The sequence below is a fragment of the Luteibacter yeojuensis genome, from assembly GCF_000964085.1.
Classification (GTDB): Bacteria; Pseudomonadota; Gammaproteobacteria; order Xanthomonadales; family Rhodanobacteraceae; genus Luteibacter; species Luteibacter yeojuensis_A.
In genome coordinates, this window is the sequence record NZ_JZRB01000019.1 from 1 (window position 1) to 26,597 (window position 26,597).

The following is a 26,597-nucleotide window of genomic DNA, read 5'->3' on the forward strand; positions in this document are numbered from 1 at the left end:
CCCGTCAGGCGAAGCCTGGTGGGACTGGCTGCTGGCGGGTCTCGGGATCGTGGTGGCCGTGGCTGGCGCTGTCGCAACCGGGGGGGCGCTGGTCGGCGCGGTGGGGGCCGCTGGCGGCATGGTGGCGGCGTTGAGCACGTCGTCCGGTGCGACGGCCGCTGTGGCCGCCGTGCTCGATGTCGTGGCAGTGGCCGCGGAAATCGGATCAACGGCTTCGATGGCGGGAGGCAACAAGAAGGCTGGCGCTATCTTTGGTTGGATCGGGCTCGGCGTGGGTATCGCATCCGTCGGTGCCGGTGGTGCTCCATGGCGCCTCGGAAAGAAAGCGTCTGGCGCGATGACGGCACGAAAAATCGACGCGCCGTTGGGCCAGGCCTTTTCTTCCAGTAAGACTGACGCCGTCTTGCCGCCGACGGTCGTGGGGCGCGTGATTCTCCCGAAGGAAGCCGTGCCACAGCATGCGAGGCTCCGGCATTTCCCGAATGGTATGTCCAGTAAAAGGCCTTCATGGGACGCGGTCTTTGACGAGAAGCGCTACCCGGGCACCGTGCATTACGCGGCAGACGGTCCGGTCGCGCCGAGCGACATACCGTGGATACTGACCAACGTCATCGATGCACACCCCGACAGCGACATCACCCTTCTTGTCGGGGCCCACGGGCGCTGGGATGGCCAGAACTGGCTGCTTTCCGGCCGACGCAAGGTAGATCGTGACCTTCTGCCAGATAGCATCCGTATCATCGGCGCGCAGGCCGGGCAAGCCGCGGCGGGCCGCATGGCCGACGGCCGCAAGGTACGGTTCGTCGATGTTGCCGAGCTAACGCCGGACGCGGCAAGGACGCTTTACGCGGAGCCCGTCATCTTCATCCACATGAGCTGCTACGGCATCGTCGACGAAGTACTGCTGGCCATGTTCGGCCGGGTGCCAAAGCCCGTTTACGTCACGTGGCCAACACAGTAGGTAGCTGAAAAACCGTGCGCCTTATTTCAAGCATCGAGGGACCGATCTTCGCGTATGCCGGTGAGCTGAAAGAGTGCGAATCGGCTTGCTACATTCTTGGAGGCAGGCTCTACGGCACAGTCGTGCAAAGGTTTCTCAGTCCCGACGGCTCGAGCCCCTTTGATGCAGGCGGCTTGAATCGGTATGCGTATTGCGGCGGCGATCCAGTCAATCGTGTTGATCCGTCGGGGAATGCCTGGTGGGATTGGCTGATGGCTGGGGTAGGCCTGGCGCTAGCCGTGGCAGGGGCGATCGCATCGGGTGGTGCGTTGGTGGGAGCCATTGGCTCCGCCGGGAGCATGATGTCGGCGATGGCAACATCCTCGGGAGCGACCGCGGCGGCGGCAGCGATGGTCGACGTGGTGTCCGTGGCCGCGGAAATAGGTGCGACGGCATCTTTAGCGACGAATAACACATCGTTGGGCACTATCTTTGGTTGGGTCGGCCTCGGCACCGGCCTTGTCTCCTCGGCGGCTGGAACGGCGGCGTGGCGCACGGCGAAGATTGTAGCCAGCAAGCCCGAGGTCCGCCTTGCCGACGATTTCATGAAAGAGGTAAAGGCCGCGAGGAAGCCAGCGGACCGGATACTCGACGTGCCAGACCGATCGAAAGGCTCGGTGCCGATGCGAACAGCTGGAGAGCGGCCTGAGTCCAGGACGTATCTTTACCGATTTACGCATCCGGACAATGACGAAGTCGTCCGCTATGCAGTCGATTCGACCATTAACGCTTATGACGCCGTCGCGATGGTCAAGAGGATAGCTCTCGAGCATCCGAACGCTGAGATGTACTACTACTATGGTGCACACGGTGCGGCGAGCGGAAAAAATTGGGTAGGTGAAGGCGCGGCTCGCGTCGTCAGGATGCCTGAGACCCCAAAAAGGTTGGATTACGAAAATCGTCTCCTTATTACCTTCCTGGAACACCACGGAAGAGGATTGAAGGATCGCTTTCATGCCGAGGTCCTTCATCGGTGGTCTGATCTTCCAGCCAAGTATAGGCGGCCCGGCGTGCATATCGATACCGCATGTTACGGAGCGTCAGACCTTGACTTGGCTGAGCTGTTTCACGCGCATCCGGTCCCGGCTGCTCATGTTGGCGAGTGATCGGGTGGACGATGTCGTGGCCGGGGTATTGCGACGGCCTGGCGCGCATGCGACGCAGGGCGACGACACAGGAGGGGCGATGCATGAATACCATGACTGACCTCAACAAGCCGTGGTTTGGGTACGTGAACGAGGTGCGCGAGCGTGCATCCGGTAGCTACCTTTTGGGTGGCCGAATGTACGATTCGGCGATGCGCCGGTTCTGCACCGTTGATGGCGCGAGCCCGTTCGATGCAGGCGGGTTGAATCGGTATGCGTATTGCGGTGGCGACCCCATAAATCGCGTCGATCCCTCGGGCGAATCATTCTGGGAATGGCTCGGGATGGCCGTTGGCATCGGTATCGCAGTGGCGGCTGCCATCGCTTCGGGCGGCGCGCTCGCCGCCGCCGCTGGCGCAGCGGGCGGCCTGGGCGCGGCACTCTCCACCTCGTCAGGCGTCATTGCCGCGTCGACAGCCGCGCTCGACGTCATGTCGGTTGGTGTGGAAATCGGCTCGGTCATCGCGTCGATACAAGGTGACCAGCAGACGGCGGACCTGCTTGGATGGGTTGGTGTGAGCATGGGTCTCGCCTCCTTCGGCTCCGCGGCGGAGTCATTAGTGAAGGGGGCGGGCAAAGCTGCCATCGCCGCCGCCGATGACGGCATCGACGGCGTGCTGCTATCGGGAAGGGGTGCTGGACGAGCGAGGACCGCTTCGGTGACGAGGATCGACGATCCGCGCCAGCTCCAGGACACGGGACGTCTGAAGGTCGTTGGCGCCGGCGTGCTCGGTGGGGAAGGAGTCAAAACGCGGGTGTACGCGAACTGGCGCCACTATCAAGTGGGCGCTGCCGTTCACTACGCACCGGACATGAAGGTGAACCTGGTTGAGGTCAAGCGCATGGTTCCACGAATACTGCAAGCGAATCCTACGGCATCGAAGCTCATTTTCCACGGGGGAGTGCATGGTCGTTGGGACGGAATGAACTACCTGCTCACGGGCGCACATCGGAAGGGACCGAGTAACATGTACCGCCAACAGGTGGCATCGCTCCAACGTCAGTTTGGCACTCGCTATGACGGCAGAGACATTGCCTTCAATAACCTAAGCGGTATGTCCGGGACGGATGTCGAGACGATATTCAGGGAGGGTGCCGTTCATGTCCATATTAAATGCTACGGTGCTTCCGATAAAAAATTGCGCAGATTGGCGGGTGTCGCAGCCGCGACTTCTTATACCGGCCCACGGCACTATGTTCTGACCAACGGAACCGTCGTTCCTTATTTGCCTTGACATCCATGGAACGGTCCATGCCACCCAAGGAGCGCGCGAACGTATGGTCGGTTAGTGGCCCTGGCCGACCGGCTCGCGCGCCATGCCTTGCCTACGCAGGCGAGCCATCGGAGGTCGGTCCGGGGTTCTACCTCTTGGGCCTGCGCCCGTATAGTCCCGTCATGCACCGCTTTTTATCACCCGACATAACCAGCCCGTTCAACGCGGGTGGCTGCAACCGCTACGCTTACGGTGGTGCCGATCCGGTCAATCGCGTCGACCCCTCGGGCCATGCGTGGTGGGAGTGGCTGCTTGCAGGCGTCGGGATGATCGCTGCCTTGGCGGGTACCGTTGCCACCGGCGGCGCGCTCGCTGGTGCCGTAGCGGCCGCTGCTACGGGCAGCCTCGCGGCGTCCACGTCAACCGCGTCGATGGCTGCAATGACAATCGCCGCCGCAGCTGATGTCGTTTCCGTGGCCGCGGAGATCGGTGCGACAGTATCTGGTGCCACCGGTGATGCCAGGACGGCATCCATCTTCGGTTGGCTGGCGTTGGGCGCCGGCGTCGCATCCGCAGGCTTGGCTGCGTGGGGCGGTGCTGGTGTGCGAGGGGCTGGACGAGGCTATCGCTTGAGGGCCCCTGACGGCGTCTCCTCGGCATCGCTGAAGCGCAATGGAAACCTCGCCCAAACCAGAGCTTTGGACAGAGGCGTCGTCAGACGCATGGTGAGCAGTCCCGCCGAGGTACCTGACGGGCGCTTTGCCACCATGCAGGACCCGAACGGTCACTGGCACGTTCGGCTGAAAGTCCGGTGGGTACAGTCTTCAAATGATGCGTTTCCTGGTGTTATCCACCTTGGCGCAGACACCGCTGTGGCACGACAACATGTTCTCGCTTACCTGCCAGGCATGGTTCGCGATGCCCAACTGCCACCGGGCCGGGTCTTCTACTACACCGGTGTCCATGGCGATGCCATGGGCAAGAATTGGCATTCATCCAGGCGAATCGGAGCTGACCCCGAATCTGTACTGGAAGACATGGGCATGCGCGCTGCACTGGAGCGCGCTGCATCTCCACATGTGCTGACCATCGAAGACATCAGTGGTGTCTCGGTCGAGACGGCAAGAGTGATGTTCAGTAGGCCCGGTATACATGTCCATGCGTATTGCTACGGTGCGGTCGATGCGCTGGTTCTAGATCTTCTCGGCATCGTCGAGGCAACGCCCGTTTACGCCTCTCACCTACTCGTTCCCCAAGAGTACGCGGGGTTGCTCGCCCGCTGAGTCATCGGAAAGGGGGAGAGCCGTCGTTGGAATGGATGCCGACCGACATCCCGCAATTGGCAGTCACCCCCGCCGGAAGGCGCATCGCGTATCCCGGCCCAGGATCTTTTTTGTGGAGAGCGGCAACGTCATTCCTTAAAGCCGTTGACGGGAATGCCGCGGAACGGCGCAGGCCGCGTCAGCATGTGATCCATTTGCATAACAAGGATTTATGCGGGTGATTCCGGAACTGCACGTCGATTGTCCGTACGCTCGACGGCGGCGATCGCGAGCACACCGGGAATCGGCGTAGTCTCAGGTGCAACCCGACAGTCGGTTCAGGCATGGAGTAGGACGTGACAAACATCGCGTTTAATGCGAAGCCGCTTCCGGTCTTTGTTGTCTGACGGGAGCTAGTCACCTGGATATAAGCTGTACGCGGCTCGCTCCGCTGCTGCGTTCGCTGCCCACCTACGAAGCCAACGCCACCAACGTCGCCTCCAGCTCCCGGCGAAACCGCTCCATCGCCGCGGGCGCCACCTGGCGCGCTTCGTAGACGTGCCCCTGCAGCGCCTTCGCCTGCGCGCCCAGCCGCGTCGCCCCGCAGAACCCGCAGGCCGAGCGTAGCCGGTGCAGGCGCTCGACCAGGCCGGCCGGGTCGTGCAGCAAGGCATGCAGCTCGCTGCGCAGCTGGAGCAGTTCGCCGCGCAGCAGCTCGCGCAGGGCGCCCATGGTGGTGGCGTCACCCGAGGCGGCCATGGCCTCCGCGTCGCTAAGGAGGGTGACGCGTGCGTCGACCCCGAGCACGGCTTCCAGCGCATGGCCCAGCGCGGCGATGCGGCACGGCTTCTCGATGACACCCACGAACCCGGCGGCCTCCAGGTCGCCGCGCAGCACGGGGGTGATCTCGGCGCTGGTGGCAAACGCGGGCACGCCGGCCGAGGCGGCGTCGATGCTGTCGTGGAGGTCGGTGAGCACGTCGATGGCGCCACCGTTCGGCATGCGGCAATCGAGCAACAGGGCATCGAAGCGGTTAGCCCGTGCCTGGCGCAACGCATCGGCGCCATCCACCGCGAGGGCGGTGTCGAACCCCAGCGAGGCGAGCGCGCCGGCCAGGAACTGGCGGGTGGAGGGGTCGTCGTCGGCCACCAGCACCGAGCGCATCGTGGCCCGGTCAAGCGGTGGCGGGGGGATCGAATCCATGCAACGTTCCATGTTGTTCATCTGGTTTTGGCAGAATGGGGCAGCATGCGCCGCCAATCAACCCGCACCTTCGTCATCTTGCTTTCCGCCTGGCTCGCGCTCGGCTGGGCCGCGGCTGCCCATGCGGGCCTCTCGGTCGGCGCGGATAGCCTCGTGGTTCCCGGCGTATCCATGACCGGCATGCAGGCCGATTTCGATCCCCAGGCCGATGGCCAGGGCATCCAGATGCGCCTGGTGGCGAAGAAAGCCGATATCCCGGCCATGGGCTGGCGCAAGCTGGGGGTGGCGCTGGAAGGCACGCTCGACCGCGACGAGCTGGGGCGCTGGATCTTCGACGGCCGGGCGCGCTTGCGTGGCGCGCCGGGCGGGGCGATGGCCAACGCCACCGTGCGCATTGTCGCCGACGAGGCCGCCAACACGCTCGCCGTCACCATCGCCCAGGACAAGGCGCTGGCCGAAGTGGCGCTGCCGATGGACCAGGTCAGCCACGCGCAGATCACCCTGAAGAACCTGCCGGCCGGCTGGCTGCAGGGCCTGCTTTCCACCGTATGGAGCGGCCGGCCCACGGGCGGCAAGGTGGACGCCGACCTGGCGCTCGACCTGCTCGATGCCGGCGTGCAGGCCGCGGGCCAGTTCGCCCTCGATGGGGTAGGGTTCGATACGCCGGGCGGCAAGATGGCCGGGCAGAAGGTCAGCGGCAGCGGCCGGCTGGGCCTGGACACCAGCCCCGAGGGCGCGACCATCGATCTCGATGCCGCGTTGCGCGGTGGCGAATGGTTGCTCGGGCCGCTTTACGTCGACCTGCCGGCGCACCCCGTGCAGCTGTCGTTGTCGGCACGCACGCAGAAGGGCGCGCTGGGCATACGGCGCCTGCGCGTCACCGACCCCGATGCGCTGCAGCTCGAGGGCGAGCTCGCCTTCGATGCGAAAGGCGACATGGCGCAAATGCGCTTCGACCGGTTCAACGCGCGTTTCCCGGCCGCCTATGAGCGCTACGGCAAGGGCCTGATGCGGTCATGGGGCATCGATGGCCTCAAGGCCACGGGCGAAGTCGCCGGGCATGCGGCCATCGGCGCCAATGGCCCGTCGGCGTTCGCGTTCCAGACCAGCGGCCTCGACCTCGCCATGGCCGATGGCCGCCTCGGCGTGAACGGCCTGCGCGGTTCGCTCGACTGGAGCGCCGACGAGGACCGCCCCGCGACGAAACTGGGCTGGCGCAGCCTGCAGGTGTACCGCATCCCCAATGGCGCCGCCGAAGGCAACTGGCGCAGCAAGGGCGGCGCGCTCACGCTCGAGAAACCGCTGGCCATCCCGGTGCTGGATGGCGACCTGCGCGTGCTGTCGCTGGCATGGAAACCCGCCGCCGCCTCGGGCGAGCGCCTGCAGACCTCGCTGGCGCTGACCCAGGTCGACATGGGCGCGTTCGCGCGCGCCGTTGGCTGGCCGGCGTTCGGCGGCAAGCTGGGCGGCGCGGTGCCCAGCTTGCGCTACGTGGACGATCGCCTTGAACTGGGCGGTGGCCTCTCGCTCAATGTGTTCGACGGCTTCGTCGACATCACGGGCATGGTGTTGTCGCGGCCCTTCGGCGATGCCCCCGTGCTCGCGGGCAACATCGCGCTGCGCAAGCTCGACCTGGCCCAGATGACCTCGGTATTCGATTTCGGCAACATCACCGGCCGCCTCAACGGCAGCATCGACGACCTGCGCCTGGTGGCGTGGAAGCCCTCGGCCTTCAAGGCCAGCCTCGTGGCCGACCAGGGCGGCCGCATCAGCCAGAAGGCCGTGAACAACCTGACCACGGTGGGTGGCGGCGGCATGGCCGGCGGCCTGCAGGGCACCGTGATGAAGCTCTTCAAGACCTTCGGTTACCGCCGCATCGGGCTCACCTGCACGCTCAAGGGCGATGTCTGCACCATGGGGGGGCTGGGCGCGGCGAAGGATGGCTACACTATCGTCGAAGGCAGTGGCCTGCCGCACCTCACGGTGGTCGGCCACCAGCGCGAGGTGGACTGGCCCACCCTGGTCCGCCGCCTGCAAGCCGCCACCAAAGGCGACGGCCCAACCATCCAATAAAGAGCCATGTAGGAGCGCACCCCCGTGCGCGAAAAGCCAACAAAGCGGTAAAGCCATACCCTCAAAAGGACGAACCCAATGTACCGCAACCCCCTGATTGGCATCATCATGGCCGCCGCTGTCGCCCTCGTCGGCTGCGTCACCATCAACGTCTACTTCCCCGAGGCCGCCGCCCAGAAGGCCGCCGACCAGTTCATCGGCAACGTGCTCGACGATAGCGGCGTGGCCCCCGCCGGCGGCAAGGCGCCCGCCCGGCCGGCGGACAGCAAGCAGCCCTCCGCCTCGCTGCTCGACCTGGTCATCCCGCAGGCCATGGCGGCCGAGAGCCCGGATATCCAGGTGCGCTCGCCCGAAACGGATGCCATCCGCGCGCGCATGAAGAGCCGCTTCGGTGGCCAGCTCAAGGGCCTGTTCGATGCCGGCGCCGTGGGTTTCACGGCCAACGGCGGGGTCGCCGTGCGCGATGCCGGCTCGTTGCCGCTCGACCAGCGCTCGCAGGCCACCAACATCGTCCGCGACGAAAACAGCGACCGCGACCAGCTCTACGCGGCCATCGCCAAGGCCAACGGCCACCCCGAATGGGAGCCGCAGATCCGCAAGACCTTCGCCGACGGCTGGGTCCAGCGTGCCCCCGAGGGCTGGTATTATCAGGATGCCGCTGGCGCCTGGAAGCGCAAGTAGGCCCTCCCTGCCAGGATCGTCCGCCGCGCTGCCCACCCGCGCGGCGCCTCCCAGCCCGGCCCGGACCCTCCGTCCGGGCTTTTAGTTTTTGAGCGCATGACCGAATTCGAAGCCACCATCACCGACCTCAGCCACGATGGCCGGGGCGTCGCCCGCATCGACAACAAGGCCACCTTTGTCTCCGGCGCGCTGCCGGGCGAGCGCGTGCTGCTGAAATACCGCAAGCGCCACCGCAACTACGACGACGCCGAAGTCATCTCGGTGCTCGAGCCCTCGCCTGATCGGGTCGAGCCCAAGTGCCGCCACTTCGGCCAGTGCAGCGGCTGCTCGCTGCAGCACATGGCGCCCGCGGCGCAGATCGCCGCCAAGCAGGGCGTGCTGGCGGAAAACTTCGAGCGCATCGGCAAGGTCACGCCGGAGAACTGGCTGCCCCCGCTCACCGACCAGCCATGGAACTACCGCCGCAAGGGCCGCTTCTCGGTCCGCTTCGTGAACAAGAAGGATCGCGTGCTGGTGGGTTTCCGCGAGGAATCCAACCCGCGCTTCGTCGCCGATATCGATGTATGCGAAGTGATCCACCCCGCCATCGGCCCCAAGGTGGGCTTGCTGGCGTCGCTCATCCAGACGCTCGACGCGGCCCGCGATATCCCGCAGGTGGAGTTCGCCGCCGGTGACGATACGGTGGCGCTCGTGTTCCGCCACCTCTCGCCGCTCTCGGACGGCGACCGCGCGAAGCTCACCGCCTATGGCCAGGCGCACGGGTACGCCATCTACCTGCAGCCAGGCAACCACAGCAGCGTCCACGCGCTGTGGCCCGAGGCGCCGCGGCTCGCCTTCGGCATCCCGGCCGAGGGCATCACGCTCGATTTCCTGCCGCTCGATTTCGTGCAGGTCAATGCCGGCATGAACCAGCGGATGCTGGCGCGCACGCTCGAGCTGCTCGATCTGCAGCCCACCGACAAGGTGCTCGACCTGTTCTGTGGCCTCGGCAACTTCACGCTGCCCATCGCGCGCCATGCGGCCGAGGTGGTGGGCGTCGAGGGCGAGCACGGCCTGGTGCAGCGCGCCGCGGAAAACGCCGCCCGCAACGGCCTCGCCAACGCCTCGTTCCGCGTGGCCAACCTGTTCGACGACCAGCGCGACGAACCCTGGGCGAAGCAGGCGTGGGACAAGATCCTGCTCGACCCGCCGCGCGCGGGCGCCGACAAGGTGCTCGACTACCTGCCGCGCAAAGGCACCAACCGCATCGTCTACGTGTCGTGCCATCCGGGCTCGCTGGCGCGCGATGCGGGCATCCTCGTCGCGAAGCACGGCTTCCGGCTTGTTTCCGCCGGTGTCATGGATATGTTCCCGCACACCGCGCACGTCGAATCCATCGCGCTGTTCGAGCGCGGCTAGGGGCAGGGCGCATGGGCATCGAGATCGAACGCAAGTACCTCCTCGCCAGCGATGCCTGGCGCGCCCAGGTCGAGCGCAGCGAACCCATCGCGCAGGGCTACCTCGTGGCCATGGCCGCCATCGCGGCGGGCCATGCGGCGTCGTCGGTGCGCGTGCGCATCTCGGGTGCCCAGGCATGGCTGAACATCAAGTCGGCCACGCTGGGCATCCAGCGCCAGGAGTACGAGTACCCCATACCGCTGGACGATGCCCGGCACATGCTTGATACGCTGGCCGATGGCGTGCTCGAGAAGGTTCGCCACCATGTCATGGTCGATGGGGCACACTTCGAGATCGACGAGTTCGGCGGCGCCAACCAGGGCCTGGTGGTGGCCGAGATCGAGCTCGAGGCGGCCGATGCCACGCACCCCGTGCCCGCGTGGCTGGGGGCCGAGGTGAGCGACCAGCCCCGCTACTACAACGTCAACCTCATCGACCGGCCCTACAGCACGTGGTCGCCGGCCGAACGGGAAGGAAAGGAGAACGCCTGATGCTGCTGATCGGCCTCGAAGGCACCGAACTCAAGGCGCACGAGCACGCGCGGCTCACCGCGCACGGCGTGGCCGGCGTCATCCTGTTCAGCCGTAACTTCGCCTCACGCGAGCAGGTCACCGCCCTCGTCGACGCGGTGCGCGAGGTGGCGGGCGAGGCGTTCCTCGTCTGCGTCGACCAGGAAGGTGGCCGCGTGCAGCGCTTCCGCGAGGGCTTCACCCGCCTGCCGCCGCTGCGCGCCATCGGCACGCTGTACGACACGGCACCCGGTGAGGCGGTGGGCCGCGCCGAGGAACACGCCTGGATCATGGCCAGTGAAATGCGTGCCATCGGCGTCGATTTCAGCTTCGCGCCCGTGGCCGACCTCGACCGCGGCAGCAAGGCCATCGGCAACCGGGCGTTCCACGCCGACCCGGCCATCGCCGCGGAGCTTACCCAGGCCTATGTGCGCGGCATGCACCTGGGCGGCATGGCGGCGGTGCTCAAGCACTTCCCCGGACATGGCTCGGTCAGCGAAGACACCCACGAAGCCGTCGCCATCGACACCCGCAGCAAGGACGAGATCCTCCGCACCGACCTGCTTCCCTTCGTGGCTGGCATCGAGGCGCGGGCGGAGGCCGTCATGGCCGCGCACGTGAAGTACACCTCGGTCGACGACCAGCCCGCCGGTTACTCCCATGCGTGGATCGAGGAGATCCTGCGCGGCGAGCTGGGCTTCCGCGGCTGCGTGTTCGGCGACGACATAAGCATGGCCGCCGCCGGCAGCGTGGGCGGCATCGCCGCGCGCGTGCACGCCAACCTCGACGCCGGCTGCGACCTCGTGCTGGCCTGCTTCCCCGACGTGGTCCCCGAAGCGATCGCCGCGGTCAAGGGCCGCCGGCTTTCGCCACCCGAACGCATCGCCCCCCTGCGTGGCGCCATCGGGTCGACGTGGGAAGGCCTCGTCGACAACCCCCAACGCGACCGCTTCATCGCGCGCGTGACCGCCCTGGAGTCCTGATACCACCATGACCGCCACCGCTTCGCTCGAGCATGCGCTCGCCCATTCCGACGTGCTGTTCACCCGCGACCAGCTCGATGTTGAGATCGCCCGCATGGGCCGCGAGATCGATACCGCCCTCGCGGGCGAGCGCCCCGTGTTCCTCACCGTCATGCACGGCGCGCTCATCTTCGCCGGCCAGCTGGCGCTGGCCATCAAGACCGACCTGGAGTTCGACTACGTGCACGCCACGCGTTACCGCGGTGCCACCCGCGGCAGCGACCTGCACTGGTTGCGCCGGCCCGAGGTACCGCTCAACGGGCGCACGGTGGTGCTCGTCGACGACATCCTCGACGAGGGCCACACGCTGAAGGCCGTCCGCGACGCCTGCCTCGAGATGGGTGCCACGCGCGTGCTCCTGGCCGTGCTGTGCACCAAGTTGCACGATCGCCGCGCCGCGGGCATCGAGGCCGACTTCAATGGCGTGGACCTCCCCGACCGCTACGTGTTCGGCTACGGCATGGATTTCCACGAGCAGGCGCGCAACCTGCCGGCCATCCACGCACTGAAGGATTAACGCCATGGGCATCGACCTCGCCGTCATCGGCGGCAGCGGCCTCTACCAGTTCGAGGGCCTGCGAAATCCCGAGCGCCATGCGGTGGAAACGCCGTTCGGCCCGGCCTCGGGCGACATCGTCACCGGCGATTTCAACGGCAAGCGCCTCGCCTTCCTGGCCCGCCACGGCGAGAGCCACACCGTGCCGCCGCACCGGGTGAACTACCGCGCCAACCTGTGGGCCCTGCATGCGCTCGGCGCGCGCAAGGTGGTGGCGGTCAATGCCGTGGGCGGCATCCGCGACGACATGGGCCCGCGCACGCTGGTCGTGCCCGACCAGGTCATTGACTACACCCATGGCCGCTACACCAGCTTCAACGATGTGGAGGGCGCCGAAGTGCGCCACATCGATTTCAGCGAGCCCTACACGGCCAGCCTGCGCCAGGCGGTGCTGGCCGCGGCGCGCGCCGAGGGGCTGCCCATCATCGACGGCGGCGTGCACGGGGTCACCCAGGGGCCGCGGCTTGAAACGCGCGCGGAGATCGCGCGCATGAAGCGCGATGGCTGCGACCTGGTCGGCATGACCGGCATGCCCGAGGCGGCGCTCGCGCGTGAGCTCGACCTCGAGTTCGCCTGCCTGTGCCTCGTGGCCAACTACGCCGCCGGTGCGGGCGACGACGCCGAGATCAGCATCGAGGAAATCTTCGCCCACCTGGCGGCGGCGACAGCCAACGTGCCGCCGATCCTGGGGCGCATGCTGGCCGGGTAACCCAGGCAAGCCCACTACCGATGGCCTATGGGAAAGAGTCTTAGTTGCGCTTTGGTCTAAAACATGATGATACTTCGCACGCGCCGCGGGGGCAGGCCAAGGGGATCTGGGGAAGCCTCGCCATCCGGGTGCTTCCAGTCCATGTCCAGAGGTTTCCGCAATGCGTTTCGGTACGGTCAAGTGGTTCAACGACGCCAAGGGTTTCGGTTTCATCGCGCCCGAGGACGGTGGGGAGGACGTGTTCGTCCACTTTTCTGCGATCAACTCCAAGGGCTTCCGTAGCCTGCAGGAAGGTCAGCGCGTGAAGTTCGAAGTGACGACGGGCCCGAAGGGCGCCCAGGCGTCGGGCGTCGAAGTCGCTGCCTGATCGATAGCGCCTAGCCACCCAGGAACCCCGCGCCTGTCGCGGGGTTTTTTTGGCTCGGGGGGGATGTTGCCGTGCACGCCGTGTAGGCGTCGGACCGCACACGCATCGGTGCGCGGCCCGTTTCGCCGTGGGCGACACCGACGCAGCGCGTAACCCGCCGCCGACGGCGCGCCCGGTGCCATCGAGCGCACGCTAGCGCCATGGCTACCCTCATCGAATCCCTCACCGCCCTGGCCATCTTCGCCGTGGGCGCCTCGGCGTCGGCCAGCTGGCTGGCGCAATCCACCCATGCCACCGCGCGCGCCTCGGCTCGCACGCGTGCGCTGGCGCTGGCCACCGACGTGGAAGCGCGGCTGCGCGCGGGCGGCGCGGCCGACCCGGCCCACCTGCGCGCACGGGCGCGCCAGGCGCTCGGGGGCGCCGCCACTGGCGAGGTCACCTGCGGCCCGGGCGCGTGCCTCATACGCCTGCGCTGGCCCGGCGGCGCGCTCGACTGGGGCGTGGCCCGGTGAGCCGCGGCGTCACGCTCGTGGAGTTGCTCGTCACGCTGGCGGTGGCGTCCATCATCGCGGCCGTGGTGCTCACGGCGTGTGCCGCGGCGTCGCTGCACGTGCGCCGCGTGGCGGCGACGCAGGCGGGCACGGCCGTGGACGACGCCATGGTGGCGATGCTCGCGGCCATGCGCCGCGACACGGCATGGTCGGCCTGCCGGGCCGGGCGGTGCGCGGTGCACACGGGCGAAGGCCACGGCGTGGCGCTGGTGGCGGGTGGGCGCACTTGGGTCGTGGGGCGCGGGCTCATGCTGTGCACGGCAAAGCGCTGCGAGGTCATCGCCAGCGAGGCCACCGCGTTGCAGCTGGTGGTCGAGGCCGGGGGCCACGGCGGCCGGCCCGGGCAACGCACGGAGCACATCGGCCCGGCGCCGGCGCGGCCCGTGCTGGTCGAGCTGGTGCTATGGCTGCGCGATGGCAGCCGCCGCTCCCGCCTGGCGTGGTTGCCGCCATGAGGCAGCGCGGCGCGGTGCTTGTGCTCGTGCTGGCCGCGCTGGCCATGCTCGCCTTGCTCGGTGCGCACGCGGCGCGCCTGGCGGCGGCCCGCGAGCGTGATTTCCTGCTGGCGTGGTGCCGCGAACGGTGGCGCGCGGAGCAAGACGACCGGGCGGGTGGCCTCGCCGGCGCACCCCGTGCCACTATCGGTGGCGGCGCGGTGCCCGCGTCGTCTTTCGAGGGGATCCATGGATCGCAGACGTTTTCTCCAGGGCGCGACGGTTGCTTCAGGCATGGCGCTGGCCGCCAGGGGCACGGCCAAGGCCGGCCCCTCGGTGTCGACCAGCCCGCCCGGCATGCTGCCGCGCGTGTGCTCCACGTGGGATTTCGGCGTGCCCGCCAACCAGGCGGCGTGGAAGGTGTTGTCGGCCGGCGGCCGCGCGCTCGATGCGGTGGAGCAGGGCGTGCGCGTGCCCGAGGCCGACCTGAAGAACCATAGCGTCGGCCGCGCGGGTTACCCCGATCGCGATGGCAAGGTCACGCTCGACGCCAGCATCATGGACGAGCATGGCAACTGCGGCGCGGTGGCCGCCATCGAGCACATCGCGCACCCCATTTCGGTCGCGCGCCGCGTCATGGAGCGCACGCCGCACGTGCTGCTGGTGGGCGACGGCGCCCTGCAGTTCGCCATCGAGCAGGGCTTCCCGCGCGAGGAACTGCTCACGCCCGAATCCGACAAGGCCTGGCACGAGTGGCTGAAGACGGCGAAGTACCAGCCGCAGGCCAACAGCGAAGTGAAGACCTATAACGCCGGCCCGGGTGGCACGCCGGGCGATGCGTCGAACCACGATACCATCGGCATGCTGGCCATCGATGCCCACGGCAATCTTTCCGGCGCCTGCACCACCAGCGGCATGGCGTGGAAGCTGCACGGCCGGGTGGGCGACAGCCCCATCATCGGTGCGGGCCTCTACGTCGACAACGAGGTCGGCGGCGCCACCTCCACCGGCGTGGGCGAGGAGGTCATCCGCAATGTCGGCAGCTTCCTCGTCGTGGAACTGATGCGCCAGGGCCGTTCGCCCGAGGATGCCTGCCGCGAGGCCGTGGAGCGCATCCTGCGCCGCAAGCCCGGGGCCAGGGATGTCCAGGTCGGCTTCCTCGCCATGGACAAGAAGGGCAACGTGGGCGCGTGGGCCATCCAGAAGGGCTTTTCCTATGCCGTGTGCGACGCGAAGAAGCAGGACACGCTGATCCCCGGCAAAAGCACCTACGCGACGTGACGCTGCTCGAAGTCGCCGCCAATTCCGCCGCCTCCGCGTTTGCCGCGGAGGAGGGCGGCGCGGGCCGCGTCGAGCTTTGCGCGAGCCTCGACGAGGGCGGTGTCACGCCCTCGCACGGCACCGTGGTGCTTGCGCGCGAAGGGCTCACCATCCCCCTGTTCGTGCTGATCCGTCCGCGTGCGGGTGATTTCGTTTACGACGACCACGAAATCGAAGCGATGCTCGACGATATCGCGCACTGCCGCGCGCTCGGCTGCGACGGCGTCGTCGTCGGCGCGCTCACACCCGATGGCCGCGTCGACCGCGATGCGTGTGGCCGCTTCCTCGATGAGGCCCAGGGCATGGGGCTCACGTTCCACCGCGCGTTCGATCTGGTCGACGACCAGGCCGAGGCCCTGGAGACCCTCATAGGCATGGGCTTCGATCGCGTGCTCACCTCCGGTGGCATGCCGGGCGCGGTGGCCGGTGCCGGCCGCATCGCCAGGCTCGTCACGCAGGCCGCCGCGCGGATCAGCGTGATGCCGGGTGCCGGCATCGCACCCGAAAACATCGCCGCGTTGCGTGATGTCACCGGTGCGCGCGAATTCCATGCCTCGGCCAAGCGCCGCCTGCCATCCGCCATGCGCCGCACGCCCGCCGACGCCCTGGGCATGGGCGCGGGCGAAACCCGTACCGATGTCGACACCGTGCGTGCGCTCGTCGCCGCGTTGAACGGAGAAGGCCCATGAAGCGATTCACAGGTTTGGCCATGCTCGCGGGGCTGGTGTTCACCGGCCACGCGCTCGCCGCCGATGCCGTGCGCTACACCGCGCCCGGCAAGGCCAGCGCGGACCTCGACATGGCGTCGCTGCCGCGCGTGGAGGTCACCGCCGGTGCGCACGGCGATGCGCCGAGCGCATGGCAGGGCGTGAACCTCATCGACGTGCTGCGCGCGCAGGGTGCGCCGGTGGGCAAGGCCTTGCGCGGGAAGGCACTGGCGGAGTTCGTGCGCATCACGGCGGCCGATGGCTACCAGGTCATCTTCAGCCTGGGCGAGCTTGACCCGGATTTCGGCGGCCGCAAGGTGGTGCTCGTCGACAGGCACGAGGGCAAGCCACTGGACGCGAAGGACGGCCCCTACCGCGTGGTGGTGCCGGACGATTCCCGCCCGGCGCGCTGGATCCGCAACGTGACGGCGATCGAGCTGGTGGAAGCCTCGACCGCCGAGCACGCAAAGCCCTAGCCGTTGTCGATCGGCGTGGTGAGCTTCAGCCCGCTGTTGACGAGGTAGAGGCCGTCGTCCGGCACGGCGTCGACGCTGCCGGATTCCTTCGACCAGCTGACGTCCTGCTTCGGGCCGGGCACGTACGCCTCCCACTTGCCGTACAGGTCATCCCGAACCTCGGTGCGGTTGAGGTGGTAGGTGATCGGCACGCGCGCGATGTAGTAGGGGTCGTTCACGTGCTCGCCCTTGGTGGGCACGTTGAATGTCCATTCCTTCGCCACGCGCAAGGCGGGGTTGGCAAGCACGTTGCGCCACACCTTCATGTTGGTGTCCGAGCCCACCACGCCCAGGTTCACCTGCTCGGCGGCGACATCCTCGACCTTGCCGTCGCGGCCCACGCGCACGATGAGGTACACGGTGCCTTCGACGCGATCGGCGATGGCGGCCTGCGGGTAGCCTGGCGCCTTGCGCGTGGCGTAGCTGAGTTGCTCGCCGCCCGCGCCTTCGTCACCGAACGAGCCGCCGGTGATGCGGATGGTGTACATGTCGCTGTCCGGTGTTTCGCGGCGCGCGACGAGCCGCAGGCTCATGTGCGCCTTGGCCGCCACGGCGTGCCCGTCGCGGACGATGGGCTCGAAACGCCATTTCGGCGCCGCCTTGGCCACGAGGCCCGTGACCTCGGCCGGCAGCTTTTCCGCTCTATCGAGCGTATAGCCCGCGACGCTGCCATCGGGGGCCACGGTGATATCGCCCGTGACCAGCATGCTTGCCTCGGCGCGCTTGCGCGCCGCGTTCGGGCCCGCGGCCACCGCCGTGCCCGCCATCGCCAGGGCTGCCAGGCCCACCCACCACTGCTTGTTCATCCGTGCCACTCCTTGCCTTGTGGTTTGCTGGTGTTGCTCCGCCCGAGTATGCCACTTCAGCGCGTCGGGATGACGCCGGCCGGCGTCGCCGCGAAAACCTGCCGCCCGGGCAGCGCGGTGATCTCATGCAGGCCCGTGAGCGTGCCGAAAGCGGGCAGCATGCCCACGTCGCGGTCGAACACGAATGCGGGGAGGCGGTGCTTGCGCCAGCCATCGCGCACGACGGTGCCAGGATGCACATGGCCAGCCAGCACGTAACCCTCCTTGTGCGGGTGGGGGTGGTGCGAGAGGACGAAGGGCGGCGCGGCGAGACGATCCGGCTGCACGCTGATGCCAAGGCTGGCCACGTCGAAGTGGCGATCGTGGTTGCCGGCCACCAGCACCATCTCGACGGCCGCGTGGCGCTGGCGCCACGCGCGCACGTCGTCGACCCACGCGCTGCGCTCCGTGGCGGCGCCATGCACCAGGTCGCCGAGGATCACGAGGCGGCGCGGCGCCAGTTCATCGAACAAGGCATCTAGCCTTTGCAGGTCGTCCTCGGTATCCCCGCTGGGCACGGCGATGCCCGCGCGGCGGAAGACGGCGCCCTTGCCAAAATGGACGTCGGAGACGAGCAACGTGCCCTGCGCGTGCCAAAACACCGCGCGCTCGGGGTGCAGCGTGAGGCGTTCCCCAGCGATGACCACGTCGCGGGTGCTCATGCGGCGCCTTCCAGTGTCGCGACCATGCGCTCCACGCGCGATTTCCAGTCGTCGGTGGCGATACCACCACGCAGCCGCTCAACCCACAAGGGGAAAGCGAGGGGGCTCAGCCGTTTTGGCTCTTGCCACAGCAGGCGCGAGCGCGCGATGCGCAGCAGGCACGCGCGCAGCCGCGTGAAGTCGAGCTGCTGGTCGAGCACTTCGCGCTCCGCTTGCCATAGCAGCGGGTGCGCGGGGTCGTGCCGGCGCAACACGTCGAACAGCAAGCCGCTGGAGGCCTGCAGCTGGCGCAGCGTCTTCGCCTGCGCGGGGTAGCCGTTGAACACCAGGCCAGCCACGCGCGCGATCTCGCGGAACTGCCGCTTCGCCAGCTCCGAGAGGTTCACGCTGGCGCGGATATCGCGGCGCAAGCCAGCGGGGTGCAGCAGCTGGCGCATGGTTTCGGCATCGAGCGCAGGCATGCGCGCCGCGGTGATGGTCAGGCCATAGTCGTTCACGGCATAGCCGTAGTCGCCCGGTTGCATCCGTGCCAGCCGCCACGCGATGACGGCGGCCAGGCCTTCATGGGCGAGGCGGCCAGCGAAGGGGTACACGAAGAGGTAATCGCCCTCGCGCGTGCGGGTCCGCTCGCAGAGTGTCTCGTCGGGCGAGGGCACGGCGGATTGCGTGCGCTGGATGCCGAGCAGTGGGCCAAGCGCCTGCATTTCCTTGCTGCGTGGGTCGGGCAGGGCGAGGGAGCTGCGCAGTTCGTCCGAAAGCTCGCCCGACAAGGGCATGCGCCCGCCCATCCAGCGGGGAACGCCACCGCGGCGGTTCGGGGCGGGGCGCACGTAGGCGGTCATGTCGCGCACGCGGATGAGCTCGAGGTGCCGCCCGGCGAACAGGAAGCGATCACCCGGGCGCAGCCGCGACAGGAAGCTTTCTTCCACGCTGCCAAGCCGCGCACCCTTCATGTAGCGCACCTGCAGGGAACCATCCGAGGTGATCGTGCCGATCGACAGCCGGTGCATCCGTGCGATGCGACTGCTCTCGACCACGTAGCGGCCGTCGACGTCGGCGAGCTTGTGGTACTCGGGGTAACTTGCCAGGGCGGAACCACCCGTACACAGGTAAGCCAGCACGGCGTCGAAGCGATCGCGCGGCAGGTGGGCGTAGGCGAGCGACGAGGTCACTTCCGCATAGGCCTCGTCGGCGGTAAAGCCACCGCCCAGCGCCATCGTCATCAGGTGTTGCGCGAGCACGTCCAGGCAGCCGCGCATGGGGTGGCGGGGCTCGAGATGGCCTTCGGCCAGCGCACGGCGCGCCGCATCCACTTCCGCCAGCTCCAGCAGGTGGGTGGGCACGCACAGGATGCGCGACGGCATGCCAGGCTGGTGGCCGCTGCGCCCCGCGCGCTGCAGCAGGCGCGCCACGCTCTTCGGGCTGCCCACCTGGATCACGCGCTCGACGCTGGCGAAATCCACGCCAAGGTCGAGGCTCGAGGTGGCGACCACGCAGCGCAGCGCGCCAACGCGCAGGCCTTCTTCGGTGGCGAAGCGGAGCTTGGGGTCGATCGAGCCATGGTGCAGGGCAAGCGTCTCCGGTGCCTCGGGCCACACGGCCGCCAGCGCCTCGTGCCATAGCTCGGCCTGCGAGCGCGTGTTGGCGAAGACGAGGCTGCTGCGCGCCTCCATGACCGCCCGCAAGACGCGCGGCAGCTGGGTCAGGCCCAGGTGGCCGGCCCACGGAAAGCGCTCCCCGCCTTCGGGCAGCGCCGTGTCGATGATCGTCTTCTTCTGCGCCCTGGCACCGACCAGCACGCCACCGCCCGCCAGCGCGTGCAGTGCCTCGTCGAGGTTGCCCAGCGTGGCGGAGAGGCCCCAGATGCGGGCCTCGGGCATCCACCGCCGTAGCCGGGTAAGGCCCAGTTGCAGCAAGGTGCCACGCTTGTTGCCCACGAGTTCGTGCCACTCGTCGACGACGACCCCACGCAGGCGGGCGAAGCGCTCGCGCGCATCCGGGTAGCTAAGCAGCAGCGCCAGCGATTCGGGCGTGGTCACCAGCAGCTCGCAGGCGCCGCGGCGCAGGCGCGCGCGCTCGGCGCTGCCGCTGTCACCGGTGCGGCGAAGCACGCGCCAGTCGAGGCCCATCGCTTGCACCGCGGCGGTGAGGTGCTGCGTCGTGTCGGTGGCGAGCGAGCGCAATGGCGTGATCCATAGCAGCCGCATGCCCGTGCCCGGATTGAGCACGCCGTCGATCAGCGGGCCACCGGCCGCGGCCAGCGTCTTGCCGGTCCCCGTGGGTGCGTGCACGAGGCCATGGCTGCCGTTGGCCCAGTGCTTCCAGGCGGCGCGCTGGAAGGGCGCCGGCCGGCGCCCCTGTTCGGCGAACCACGCCACCAGGCGTGCTTCAGCCCGACGCCAGGCGGCGGAGCTCGTCGAGGTGGTCGGCATCGTTGATCGCAAGGTCGGTGCGCCAGCGCAGGATGCGCGGGAAGCGCACGGCCACGCCGGCCTTGTGGCGGCCCGAGGCCTGGATGGCCTCGAAGGCCAGTTCGAAGACATGGGTGGGTTGCACGGAGCGCACCGGCCCGAAGCGGTCGATCGTGTGTGCGCGGATCCAGCGGTCGAGCTTGCCGATTTCCGTATCGTCGAGGCCGGAATACGCCTTGGCCACGGGCACGAGCGTGTCGCCATCCCACACGCCGAACGTGTAGTCGGTGAACAGGCCCGAGCGGCGGCCGTGGCCGGGTTGTGCATAGAGCAGCACCGCGTCGATGGTGTAGGGGTCCACCTTCCACTTCCACCAGTCGCCCCGCTTGCGGCCCACGCGGTAGGGCGAGTCGAGCCGCTTCAGCATCAGGCCTTCGGTGCGGCGCTCGCGCGATTGCGCGCGGGTGGTGGCGAGATCGGCCCATGTCGTCGCGGCCACCGGCGGCGAGAGCATGAAGGTGGGCGCATGGCCCGCGAGCAGCGCCTCGAGCCGGGCGCGCCGCGCGTGCAGCGGTGTGTCGCGCAGATCCTGCCCGTCGTACTCCAGCAGGTCGTAGGCCATGAGGCGCACGGGCGTGTCGGCCAGCAGCTTCGGGCCCGGCTTGTGCTTGCCAATGCGCTTTTGCAGCGCGGCGAAGGGCATGGGGTGCGCTTCGCCAGGCGCCCACGCCAGGATCTCGCCATCGATGACGCAGCCCGCGGGCAGCACGTTCGCCGCGTTTTCCAGTTCGGGGAAACGGCCGTCAAGGCGCTCCTCGCCGCGCGACCACAGGATGGCGTCGTCGCCGCGGCGCATCAGCTGCGCGCGGATGCCATCCCACTTCCATTCGGCCACCCAGTCGGTGACGGGGCCGAGCGTTTCGACACCGTGTTCCAGTGGTGAGGCGAGGAAGAACGGGTAGGGGCGCTCACCGGCGTGCTCGTCGGGGCGCTCCGCTTCGGCCAGGGCGCGGAACGCCGCGGCCGAGGGCTTCCACGTGCCGCTCAGCCGGTGCGCGATGAGGTCGGTGGGCAGCGCGGTCCATTGTGCGATGGCCTGCACCACGAGCCGGTGCGATACGCCCACGCGCAGCGAACCGGTCAGTAGTTTGTTCACGAGGAACACCTGGCTGGCGGGCAGGTCGCGCCACCACTCGCGCAGTGCGTCGATGCGCTCGGCCGACTCAAGCCGCGCCAGCGACGGCAGTCGTGCTTCCATCCAGACGTGGAGCGGCGTGTCGCTGCCTCCAGTCGCGTCGTCGCGTGGCAGCATCAAGGCGATGGTCTCCGCCAGGTCGCCCACGTGCGAGTAGCTGTCGTCGATGAGCCACTCGGCGTAGCCGGTCTCGGCGCCCAGCGCGGCGCGCATCTCGGTGGATGTGGCCGTGCGTTTCAGCTTGCCGCCACCCAGCACGTAGACCGCCCACGCGGCATCCTCCGCGGGCGCCCCGGCAAAATAGGCGGCCATCGCGTCACGCTTGGCGCTGGTCGACGCCGTGCGGTCCAGCGCCTCGAACAGGGCGGCGAAGCGGTGCATCAGTCGCCTTCCTCGCTGGCACGTACATCGGGCATCTCACCGAGCGAACGCAGGGCGCGGGCGTGGTGGCCACGCTCGCGCAGGTAGCGGATCAGCGCTTCGCCATCACCGTGGGTCACGTAGATGCGTTTCGCGCCGCAATCCTCGACGCTGCGGACAAGGCCACGCCAGTCGGCATGGTCGGAGACGATGAAGCCACGGTCGTAGCCGCGGCGGCGGCGGGCGCCGCGCACTTGCATCCAGCCCGAGGCAAAGCCGGTGGAGGCCTTCGAAAAACGCTTCATCCACGGCGAGCCGGCCGCCGAGGGTGGCGCGAGGATCAGTTCGCCCGCGAAGTCGCGGCCGCGCGCTTCATCGCTCACCGGTTGCGTCGGCACCATGCGGATGCCTGCCTCGCGATAGGCCTCCACGAGCCGCACCATCGCCCCGTGCAGGTACACCGTGCGCTCGGTCCGCGTGGCCAGTTCCGCCAGCACGCGCTGTGCCTTGCCCAGGGCGTAGCAGAAAAGGACAGCGGGAACGCCCTTCTCGCGGCACTCGTTCCACCACGCCATCATGCCGTCGATCACCTCGGCCATGGGCGGCCACCGGTAGATCGGCAGGCCGAAGGTCGATTCGGTGACGAAGATGTCGCAAGGCACGGGTTCGAACGGCACGCATGTGGGGTCGGGGTCGCGCTTATAGTCGCCCGATACCACCGCCACCTTGCCGCGGCCCTCGATACGCACCTGCGCCGCGCCGAGCACGTGCCCCGAGGGGTGCAGGCTCAGCGTGGTGTCACCGAGGGTGAACCGCTCGCCGTAGTCGTAGGCCCGTATCGTGGCCGTCGCGCCAAGGCGCTCCTGCATCAGTGCAACCCCGGCCGCCGCCACATGGTACAGCGCGCTGCCCGCACGGGCATGGTCCCCGTGCGCGTGCGTCACCACGGCGCGCGCCACCGGCTGCATCGGGTCGATGTAGAAATCGCCCGCCGGGCAGTAAAGACCTTGGGGGCGGGGTAGCAGGAGGTCGCTATCCATGCCGGGAAACTAGGCGGGCAGGCGTCAATTCCGCGACAAGGGCGCCTGTGGGAGCGCGCTTGCGCGCGATGCGTCACGCCACGAACTGCAGCCGCGCCAATTCCGCGTAAAGCCCATTCTGCGCCAGCAGTTCCTCATGCGTGCCCTGCGCCACGATGCGGCCGGCCTCCATGACCACGATGCGGTCGGCGCGCTGCACCGTCGCCAGGCGGTGGGCGATGACGAGGGTGGTACGGCCTTTTTCCAGGCGTTCGAGCGCCTGCTGGATCGCCGCCTCGGATTGCGCGTCGAGCGCCGAGGTGGCCTCGTCGAGCAGCAGCAGCGGCGCGTCGCGGAGGATGGCCCGCGCGATGGCGATGCGCTGCTTCTGGCCACCCGAAAGGCGCACACCGCGCTCGCCCAGCGCCGCGTCGTAGCCTTCTGGCAGCGCCGACAGGAAGCCGTCGGCCTCGGCGAGGCGCGCCGCCTCGCGCACCTCGTCGTTCGTCGCGCTCTCGCGGCCAAAGCGGATATTGTCGGCCGCGCTGCCGCCGAAGATCACCGTTTCCTGCGGTACCAGCGCGATGGCGCCGCGCAGGTCGGGCAGGGCGAGGGCGCGCAGGTCCACGCCGTCGAAGCGGATGGCGCCGGATTTCGGGTCGTGGAAGCGCAGCAGCAGGCTGAACACCGTGCTCTTGCCGGCACCCGACGGGCCGACCAGGGCCACGGTTTCGCCTGGCGCGATGCCGAGCGTGAAGTCAGATAGTGCCGCCACGTCGGGTCGCGACGGGTAGCGGAATTCGACGTGGTCGAAGCGCAGGGCGCCGGTGACAGGCACGGGCAGGGGTTCGGGTGCCTCGGGGGTGCGGATGACCGGTTCCTCGGCGAACAGCTCGCCGATGCGCTCCATCGCACCCGCGGCGCGCAGCACGTCGCCCCACACTTCCGAGAGGCCCGCGACCGAGCCCGCCGCGAAGATGGCGTACAGCACGAACTGGCTGAGCACGCCCGGTGCCAGGTCGCCACGGATGACGTCACGCGCGCCGGCCCACAGCACCAGCGTGATGGCGCCGAAGATAAGGACGATGACCGCGGCGGTGAGCAGCGAGCGCATGCCGATGCGGCGGCGCGCGGTGGCCAGGGCCAGGGCGATCGCGTCGCCATAGCGGCGGCTCTCGATCGGTTCGCGGTTGTATGCCTTGACCGCCTGCGCGGCGTTCAGCGTTTCGTTGGCGACGGCCGCGGCGTCGGCGATGCGATCCTGGCTGTGCCGGGACAGCTTCTGCACGCGGCGGCCGAAGATGAGGATGGGCAGCATCACGGCGGGGATGACCAGCGCCGTGAGGCCGGCCAGGCGCGGGCTCGTCCACGCCATGGCGACGGCCGCGCCGATAAGCATGACGGCGCTGCGCAGCGCCACCGAGATGCCCGACCCTACAAGAGTCTGCACCACTTCGGTATCAGTGCCCAGGCGTGAGGTGAGCTCGCCGACACGGGTGCTTTCATAGAACCCGACGTCCAGGCCGATCACATGGCGGTACAGCGAGGTGCGCAACGAGGCCAGCGACCGCTCGCCGAGCAGGGCGATGCAGTAATACCGGCCCGCCGTGGCCAGGGCGAGCACCACGGCCACGCCAAACAGGCCCAGGAAGGTGCCGTTGATGGTCGCGAGGTTGGAGGCCAGGAAGCCTTTGTCGATGATGTGGCGCACGGCCACCGGCAGCAGCAGGGAGGCACCAGACGAGACGCCCAGGAACACCAGCCAGCCGATGGCGAGGCCCCTGTGGGGCTTGAGGAACGGCCACAGGGCGCGCAATGCCCCGATCCGCCTTGATTTTTCCCTGCGCTCGCCGCTCATGCGTGATCCTGCCGATGGGTCATTCGCCAACGGATGGGGCCGCGCGGTGCAGTATTCAATCCGCCGGGTACACTGCGAGTGCATGGGCACGGGTCTGCACATCGAGTCACTCAGGGGGCCGCACGTCGGCCCCCTGTCGTTCGCCGTGGCGCGAGGCGAGTGCATCGCCGTGATGGGCGCCTCGGGTGCCGGCAAGACGCAGTTGCTGCGCCTCGTCGCCGACCTCGACCCCGGCGAGGGCCGCGCAAGCCTCGATGGCGTGCCGCGCGATGCCATCCCCGCGCCCGCGTGGCGGCACAAGGTGATGTTCGTACCAGCGGTGTCCGGGTGGTGGGCGGCGACCGTGGCGGAACACTTCGATGAAGCGGTGCGCGACGACGCCCTCTCGCTGTGCACGGCCATGCGGTTGCCCGCGGGCATCATGGCGCGTGACCTGACCGGCCTTTCCACGGGTGAGCGCCAACGGCTGGCGCTGGTGCGCGCCATCGTGCGCAAGCCGGGCGTGCTGCTGTTGGATGAGCCCACCAGCGGCCTTGACGCGGAAACCGCCGAAGCCGTCGAGGCGTGCCTGGGCGAGCTGCGCGCGTCGCATGGCGTGGCGATGGTGTGGGTGACCCACGACGCCAGCCAGGCCGCGCGCGTGGCTGGCAAGGTTTATCGAATCATCGGCGGGGCGCTGGTCCCCGCATGAACGCCGTGACCTTCAACGCCCTCGATATCGCGATCGCGGCCATCATCCTGCTGGCCGATGGGGCGCTCTCCATCGCGATGCGGCTGGACATCCACCGCTCGCTGGCCATCGCCTCGGTGCGCATGGTGGTGCAACTCGTGGCGCTGGGCTTCGTGCTGCGTGCCGTGTTCGCCGTGGATGCCGGGTGGCTGACCGCCGTGCTGGTGGTCGCCATGGCGCTTGCCGCCGCGCGTGAAGCGGCGGCACGGCCACTGCAAAAGCTTCGCAGGGGGCACTTCGCCACCAGCCTCGTCAGCGTCGCCGCGCCGGCGCTGCTGACCTGCCTGTTCGCGATGGTGTCGATGGTGCCGGCCGGGCACGGCTGGTCGCCGCGTTTCATCGTGCCCGTCGCCGGCATCCTCCTTGGCAATGTACTCAACGCGGTGAGCATCGGCATGGCCGTGGTGCTCGAGGGCGTGGTGCAGGAAGCCCCTGCGATCGAGGCGCGGCTGGTCCTCGGGGATACGTTCCACGCCGCCACCGGGCCCCTCGAGCGCCGTGCCATCCGCCGTGCCATGGTGCCGCTGGTGAACCAGATGAGCGCCGCGGGCATCATCACCATGCCCGGCATCATGACCGGCCAGGTGCTGGCGGGCATGGATCCACTGCATGCGGCTACGTATCAGATCGTGCTGATGCTGTTGCTTGCCGGTGGTAGTGGGCTGGGCGCCATTGCCTCGGTGCGGCTGGTGTTGCAGCGTCTCACCGATGAACGGCAGCGCTTGCGGCTCGACCGGCTCAGGTGATCCGCGCGTACAAAGGCGTAGGTAACGGCATTTCGCCGAGAGATCGGTTCATTCGCTAGCGCGAAT

At 68.4% G+C, this 26,597-nt stretch carries 26 protein-coding genes; 19 read left to right on the top strand and 7 right to left on the bottom strand.

Features of this window, described 5'->3' with window-relative positions:
* The 4 genes from VI08_RS09815 to VI08_RS21300 form a co-directional block, all read left to right on the top strand.
* The coding region (locus VI08_RS09815) for a hypothetical protein (protein WP_045829409.1) at positions 1–961 on the top strand (961 nt) is incomplete at its 5' end.
* A 14-nt stretch (positions 962–975) separates the two neighbouring features.
* Complete coding sequence (locus VI08_RS09820) at positions 976–2,106, top strand: RHS repeat-associated core domain-containing protein (RefSeq protein WP_084621425.1); 1,131 nt, start codon at positions 976–978, stop codon at positions 2,104–2,106.
* Between the two features lie 83 nt (positions 2,107–2,189).
* On the top strand, positions 2,190–3,380 hold the full coding sequence (locus VI08_RS09825) for an RHS repeat-associated core domain-containing protein (RefSeq protein ID WP_045829411.1): 1,191 nt from the start codon (positions 2,190–2,192) through the stop codon (positions 3,378–3,380).
* A gap of 17 nt (positions 3,381–3,397) precedes the next feature.
* Positions 3,398–4,642: an RHS repeat-associated core domain-containing protein gene (locus tag VI08_RS21300; protein ID WP_198148913.1), complete on the top strand. Its 1,245-nt coding sequence runs from the start codon at positions 3,398–3,400 to the stop codon at positions 4,640–4,642.
* Between the two features lie 450 nt (positions 4,643–5,092).
* On the opposite strand, the gene VI08_RS09835 is transcribed toward VI08_RS21300, so the two are convergent.
* The gene (locus tag VI08_RS09835; protein ID WP_045829413.1) at positions 5,093–5,824 is read right to left on the bottom strand and encodes a response regulator; all 732 of its coding nucleotides are present in this window, start codon (positions 5,822–5,824) and stop codon (positions 5,093–5,095) included.
* Positions 5,825–5,869: 45 nt separating this feature from the next.
* On the opposite strand from VI08_RS09835, the gene VI08_RS09840 reads away from it, so the two are divergent.
* The 13 genes from VI08_RS09840 to VI08_RS09900 all read left to right on the top strand — a co-directional run bounded on the left by VI08_RS09840 (position 5,870) and on the right by VI08_RS09900 (position 16,666).
* Positions 5,870–7,897, top strand: a complete 2,028-nt coding sequence (locus VI08_RS09840) for a hypothetical protein (protein WP_045829414.1) — start codon at positions 5,870–5,872, stop codon at positions 7,895–7,897.
* Positions 7,898–7,975: 78 nt separating this feature from the next.
* A complete protein-coding gene (locus VI08_RS09845) occupies positions 7,976–8,578 on the top strand; it encodes a YdbL family protein (protein ID WP_045829415.1) in 603 nt (200 codons plus the stop codon).
* Positions 8,579–8,674: 96 nt separating this feature from the next.
* Entirely contained in the window at positions 8,675–9,976 is a 1,302-nt protein-coding gene (gene rlmD, locus VI08_RS09850; RefSeq protein WP_045829416.1) for a 23S rRNA (uracil(1939)-C(5))-methyltransferase RlmD, read from the top strand.
* Positions 9,977–9,987: 11 nt separating this feature from the next.
* The gene (locus VI08_RS09855) at positions 9,988–10,506 is read left to right on the top strand and encodes a CYTH domain-containing protein (protein ID WP_045829417.1); all 519 of its coding nucleotides are present in this window, start codon (positions 9,988–9,990) and stop codon (positions 10,504–10,506) included.
* Entirely contained in the window at positions 10,506–11,507 is a 1,002-nt protein-coding gene (nagZ, locus tag VI08_RS09860) for a beta-N-acetylhexosaminidase (RefSeq protein ID WP_045829418.1), read from the top strand. Before VI08_RS09855 ends, nagZ begins: the two co-directional genes overlap by 1 nt.
* 7 nt (positions 11,508–11,514) lie before the next feature.
* Positions 11,515–12,063, top strand: a complete 549-nt coding sequence (locus tag VI08_RS09865; RefSeq protein WP_045829419.1) for a hypoxanthine-guanine phosphoribosyltransferase — start codon at positions 11,515–11,517, stop codon at positions 12,061–12,063.
* A 4-nt stretch (positions 12,064–12,067) separates the two neighbouring features.
* Positions 12,068–12,811, top strand: coding sequence for an S-methyl-5'-thioinosine phosphorylase (locus VI08_RS09870; RefSeq protein WP_045829420.1), 744 nt, complete (start codon positions 12,068–12,070; stop codon positions 12,809–12,811).
* Between the two features lie 160 nt (positions 12,812–12,971).
* Positions 12,972–13,178, top strand: a complete 207-nt coding sequence (locus tag VI08_RS09875) for a cold-shock protein (protein ID WP_045829421.1) — start codon at positions 12,972–12,974, stop codon at positions 13,176–13,178.
* A 200-nt stretch (positions 13,179–13,378) separates the two neighbouring features.
* A complete protein-coding gene (locus tag VI08_RS21750) occupies positions 13,379–13,690 on the top strand; it encodes a type IV pilus modification PilV family protein (protein WP_045829422.1) in 312 nt (103 codons plus the stop codon).
* Entirely contained in the window at positions 13,687–14,184 is a 498-nt protein-coding gene (locus VI08_RS21305; RefSeq protein WP_045829423.1) for a type II secretion system protein, read from the top strand. Before VI08_RS21750 ends, VI08_RS21305 begins: the two co-directional genes overlap by 4 nt.
* A gap of 228 nt (positions 14,185–14,412) precedes the next feature.
* Complete coding sequence (locus VI08_RS09890) at positions 14,413–15,444, top strand: N(4)-(beta-N-acetylglucosaminyl)-L-asparaginase (RefSeq protein ID WP_045829424.1); 1,032 nt, start codon at positions 14,413–14,415, stop codon at positions 15,442–15,444.
* Entirely contained in the window at positions 15,441–16,172 is a 732-nt protein-coding gene (locus VI08_RS09895) for a copper homeostasis protein CutC (RefSeq protein WP_232309516.1), read from the top strand. Before VI08_RS09890 ends, VI08_RS09895 begins: the two co-directional genes overlap by 4 nt.
* Positions 16,169–16,666, top strand: a complete 498-nt coding sequence (locus tag VI08_RS09900; RefSeq protein WP_045829425.1) for a molybdopterin-dependent oxidoreductase — start codon at positions 16,169–16,171, stop codon at positions 16,664–16,666. Before VI08_RS09895 ends, VI08_RS09900 begins: the two co-directional genes overlap by 4 nt.
* Here VI08_RS09900 and VI08_RS09905 read toward each other — a convergent pair.
* The 6 genes from VI08_RS09905 to VI08_RS09930 all read right to left on the bottom strand — a co-directional run bounded on the left by VI08_RS09905 (position 16,663) and on the right by VI08_RS09930 (position 25,055).
* A complete protein-coding gene (locus VI08_RS09905) occupies positions 16,663–17,511 on the bottom strand; it encodes an energy transducer TonB (RefSeq protein ID WP_045829426.1) in 849 nt (282 codons plus the stop codon). The genes VI08_RS09900 and VI08_RS09905 overlap by 4 nt on opposite strands.
* Positions 17,512–17,567: 56 nt before the next feature.
* Positions 17,568–18,212 carry a ligase-associated DNA damage response endonuclease PdeM gene (pdeM, locus tag VI08_RS09910; RefSeq protein ID WP_045829427.1) on the bottom strand — a complete coding sequence of 215 codons (645 nt, stop codon included), beginning with the start codon at positions 18,210–18,212 and terminating at the stop codon, positions 17,568–17,570.
* Positions 18,209–20,656, bottom strand: coding sequence for a ligase-associated DNA damage response DEXH box helicase (locus VI08_RS09915; RefSeq protein ID WP_428992144.1), 2,448 nt, complete (start codon positions 20,654–20,656; stop codon positions 18,209–18,211). The genes pdeM and VI08_RS09915 overlap by 4 nt, the downstream gene beginning before the upstream one ends.
* Complete coding sequence (locus VI08_RS09920; RefSeq protein ID WP_045829429.1) at positions 20,601–22,199, bottom strand: ATP-dependent DNA ligase; 1,599 nt, start codon at positions 22,197–22,199, stop codon at positions 20,601–20,603. Before VI08_RS09920 ends, VI08_RS09915 begins: the two co-directional genes overlap by 56 nt.
* Positions 22,199–23,218, bottom strand: coding sequence for a ligase-associated DNA damage response exonuclease (locus VI08_RS09925; RefSeq protein ID WP_045829430.1), 1,020 nt, complete (start codon positions 23,216–23,218; stop codon positions 22,199–22,201). Before VI08_RS09925 ends, VI08_RS09920 begins: the two co-directional genes overlap by 1 nt.
* Before the next feature lie 73 nt (positions 23,219–23,291).
* Positions 23,292–25,055: an ABC transporter transmembrane domain-containing protein gene (locus VI08_RS09930; protein WP_045829431.1), complete on the bottom strand. Its 1,764-nt coding sequence runs from the start codon at positions 25,053–25,055 to the stop codon at positions 23,292–23,294.
* Positions 25,056–25,137: 82 nt separating this feature from the next.
* Between VI08_RS09930 and VI08_RS09935 the strand changes: the two genes are divergently transcribed.
* Both VI08_RS09935 and VI08_RS09940 read left to right on the top strand, forming a co-directional pair.
* The gene (locus VI08_RS09935) at positions 25,138–25,746 is read left to right on the top strand and encodes an ABC transporter ATP-binding protein (RefSeq protein WP_052697814.1); all 609 of its coding nucleotides are present in this window, start codon (positions 25,138–25,140) and stop codon (positions 25,744–25,746) included.
* A complete protein-coding gene (locus VI08_RS09940) occupies positions 25,743–26,531 on the top strand; it encodes an ABC transporter permease (RefSeq protein ID WP_045829432.1) in 789 nt (262 codons plus the stop codon). The genes VI08_RS09935 and VI08_RS09940 overlap by 4 nt, the downstream gene beginning before the upstream one ends.
* Positions 26,532–26,597 lie beyond the last annotated feature (66 nt).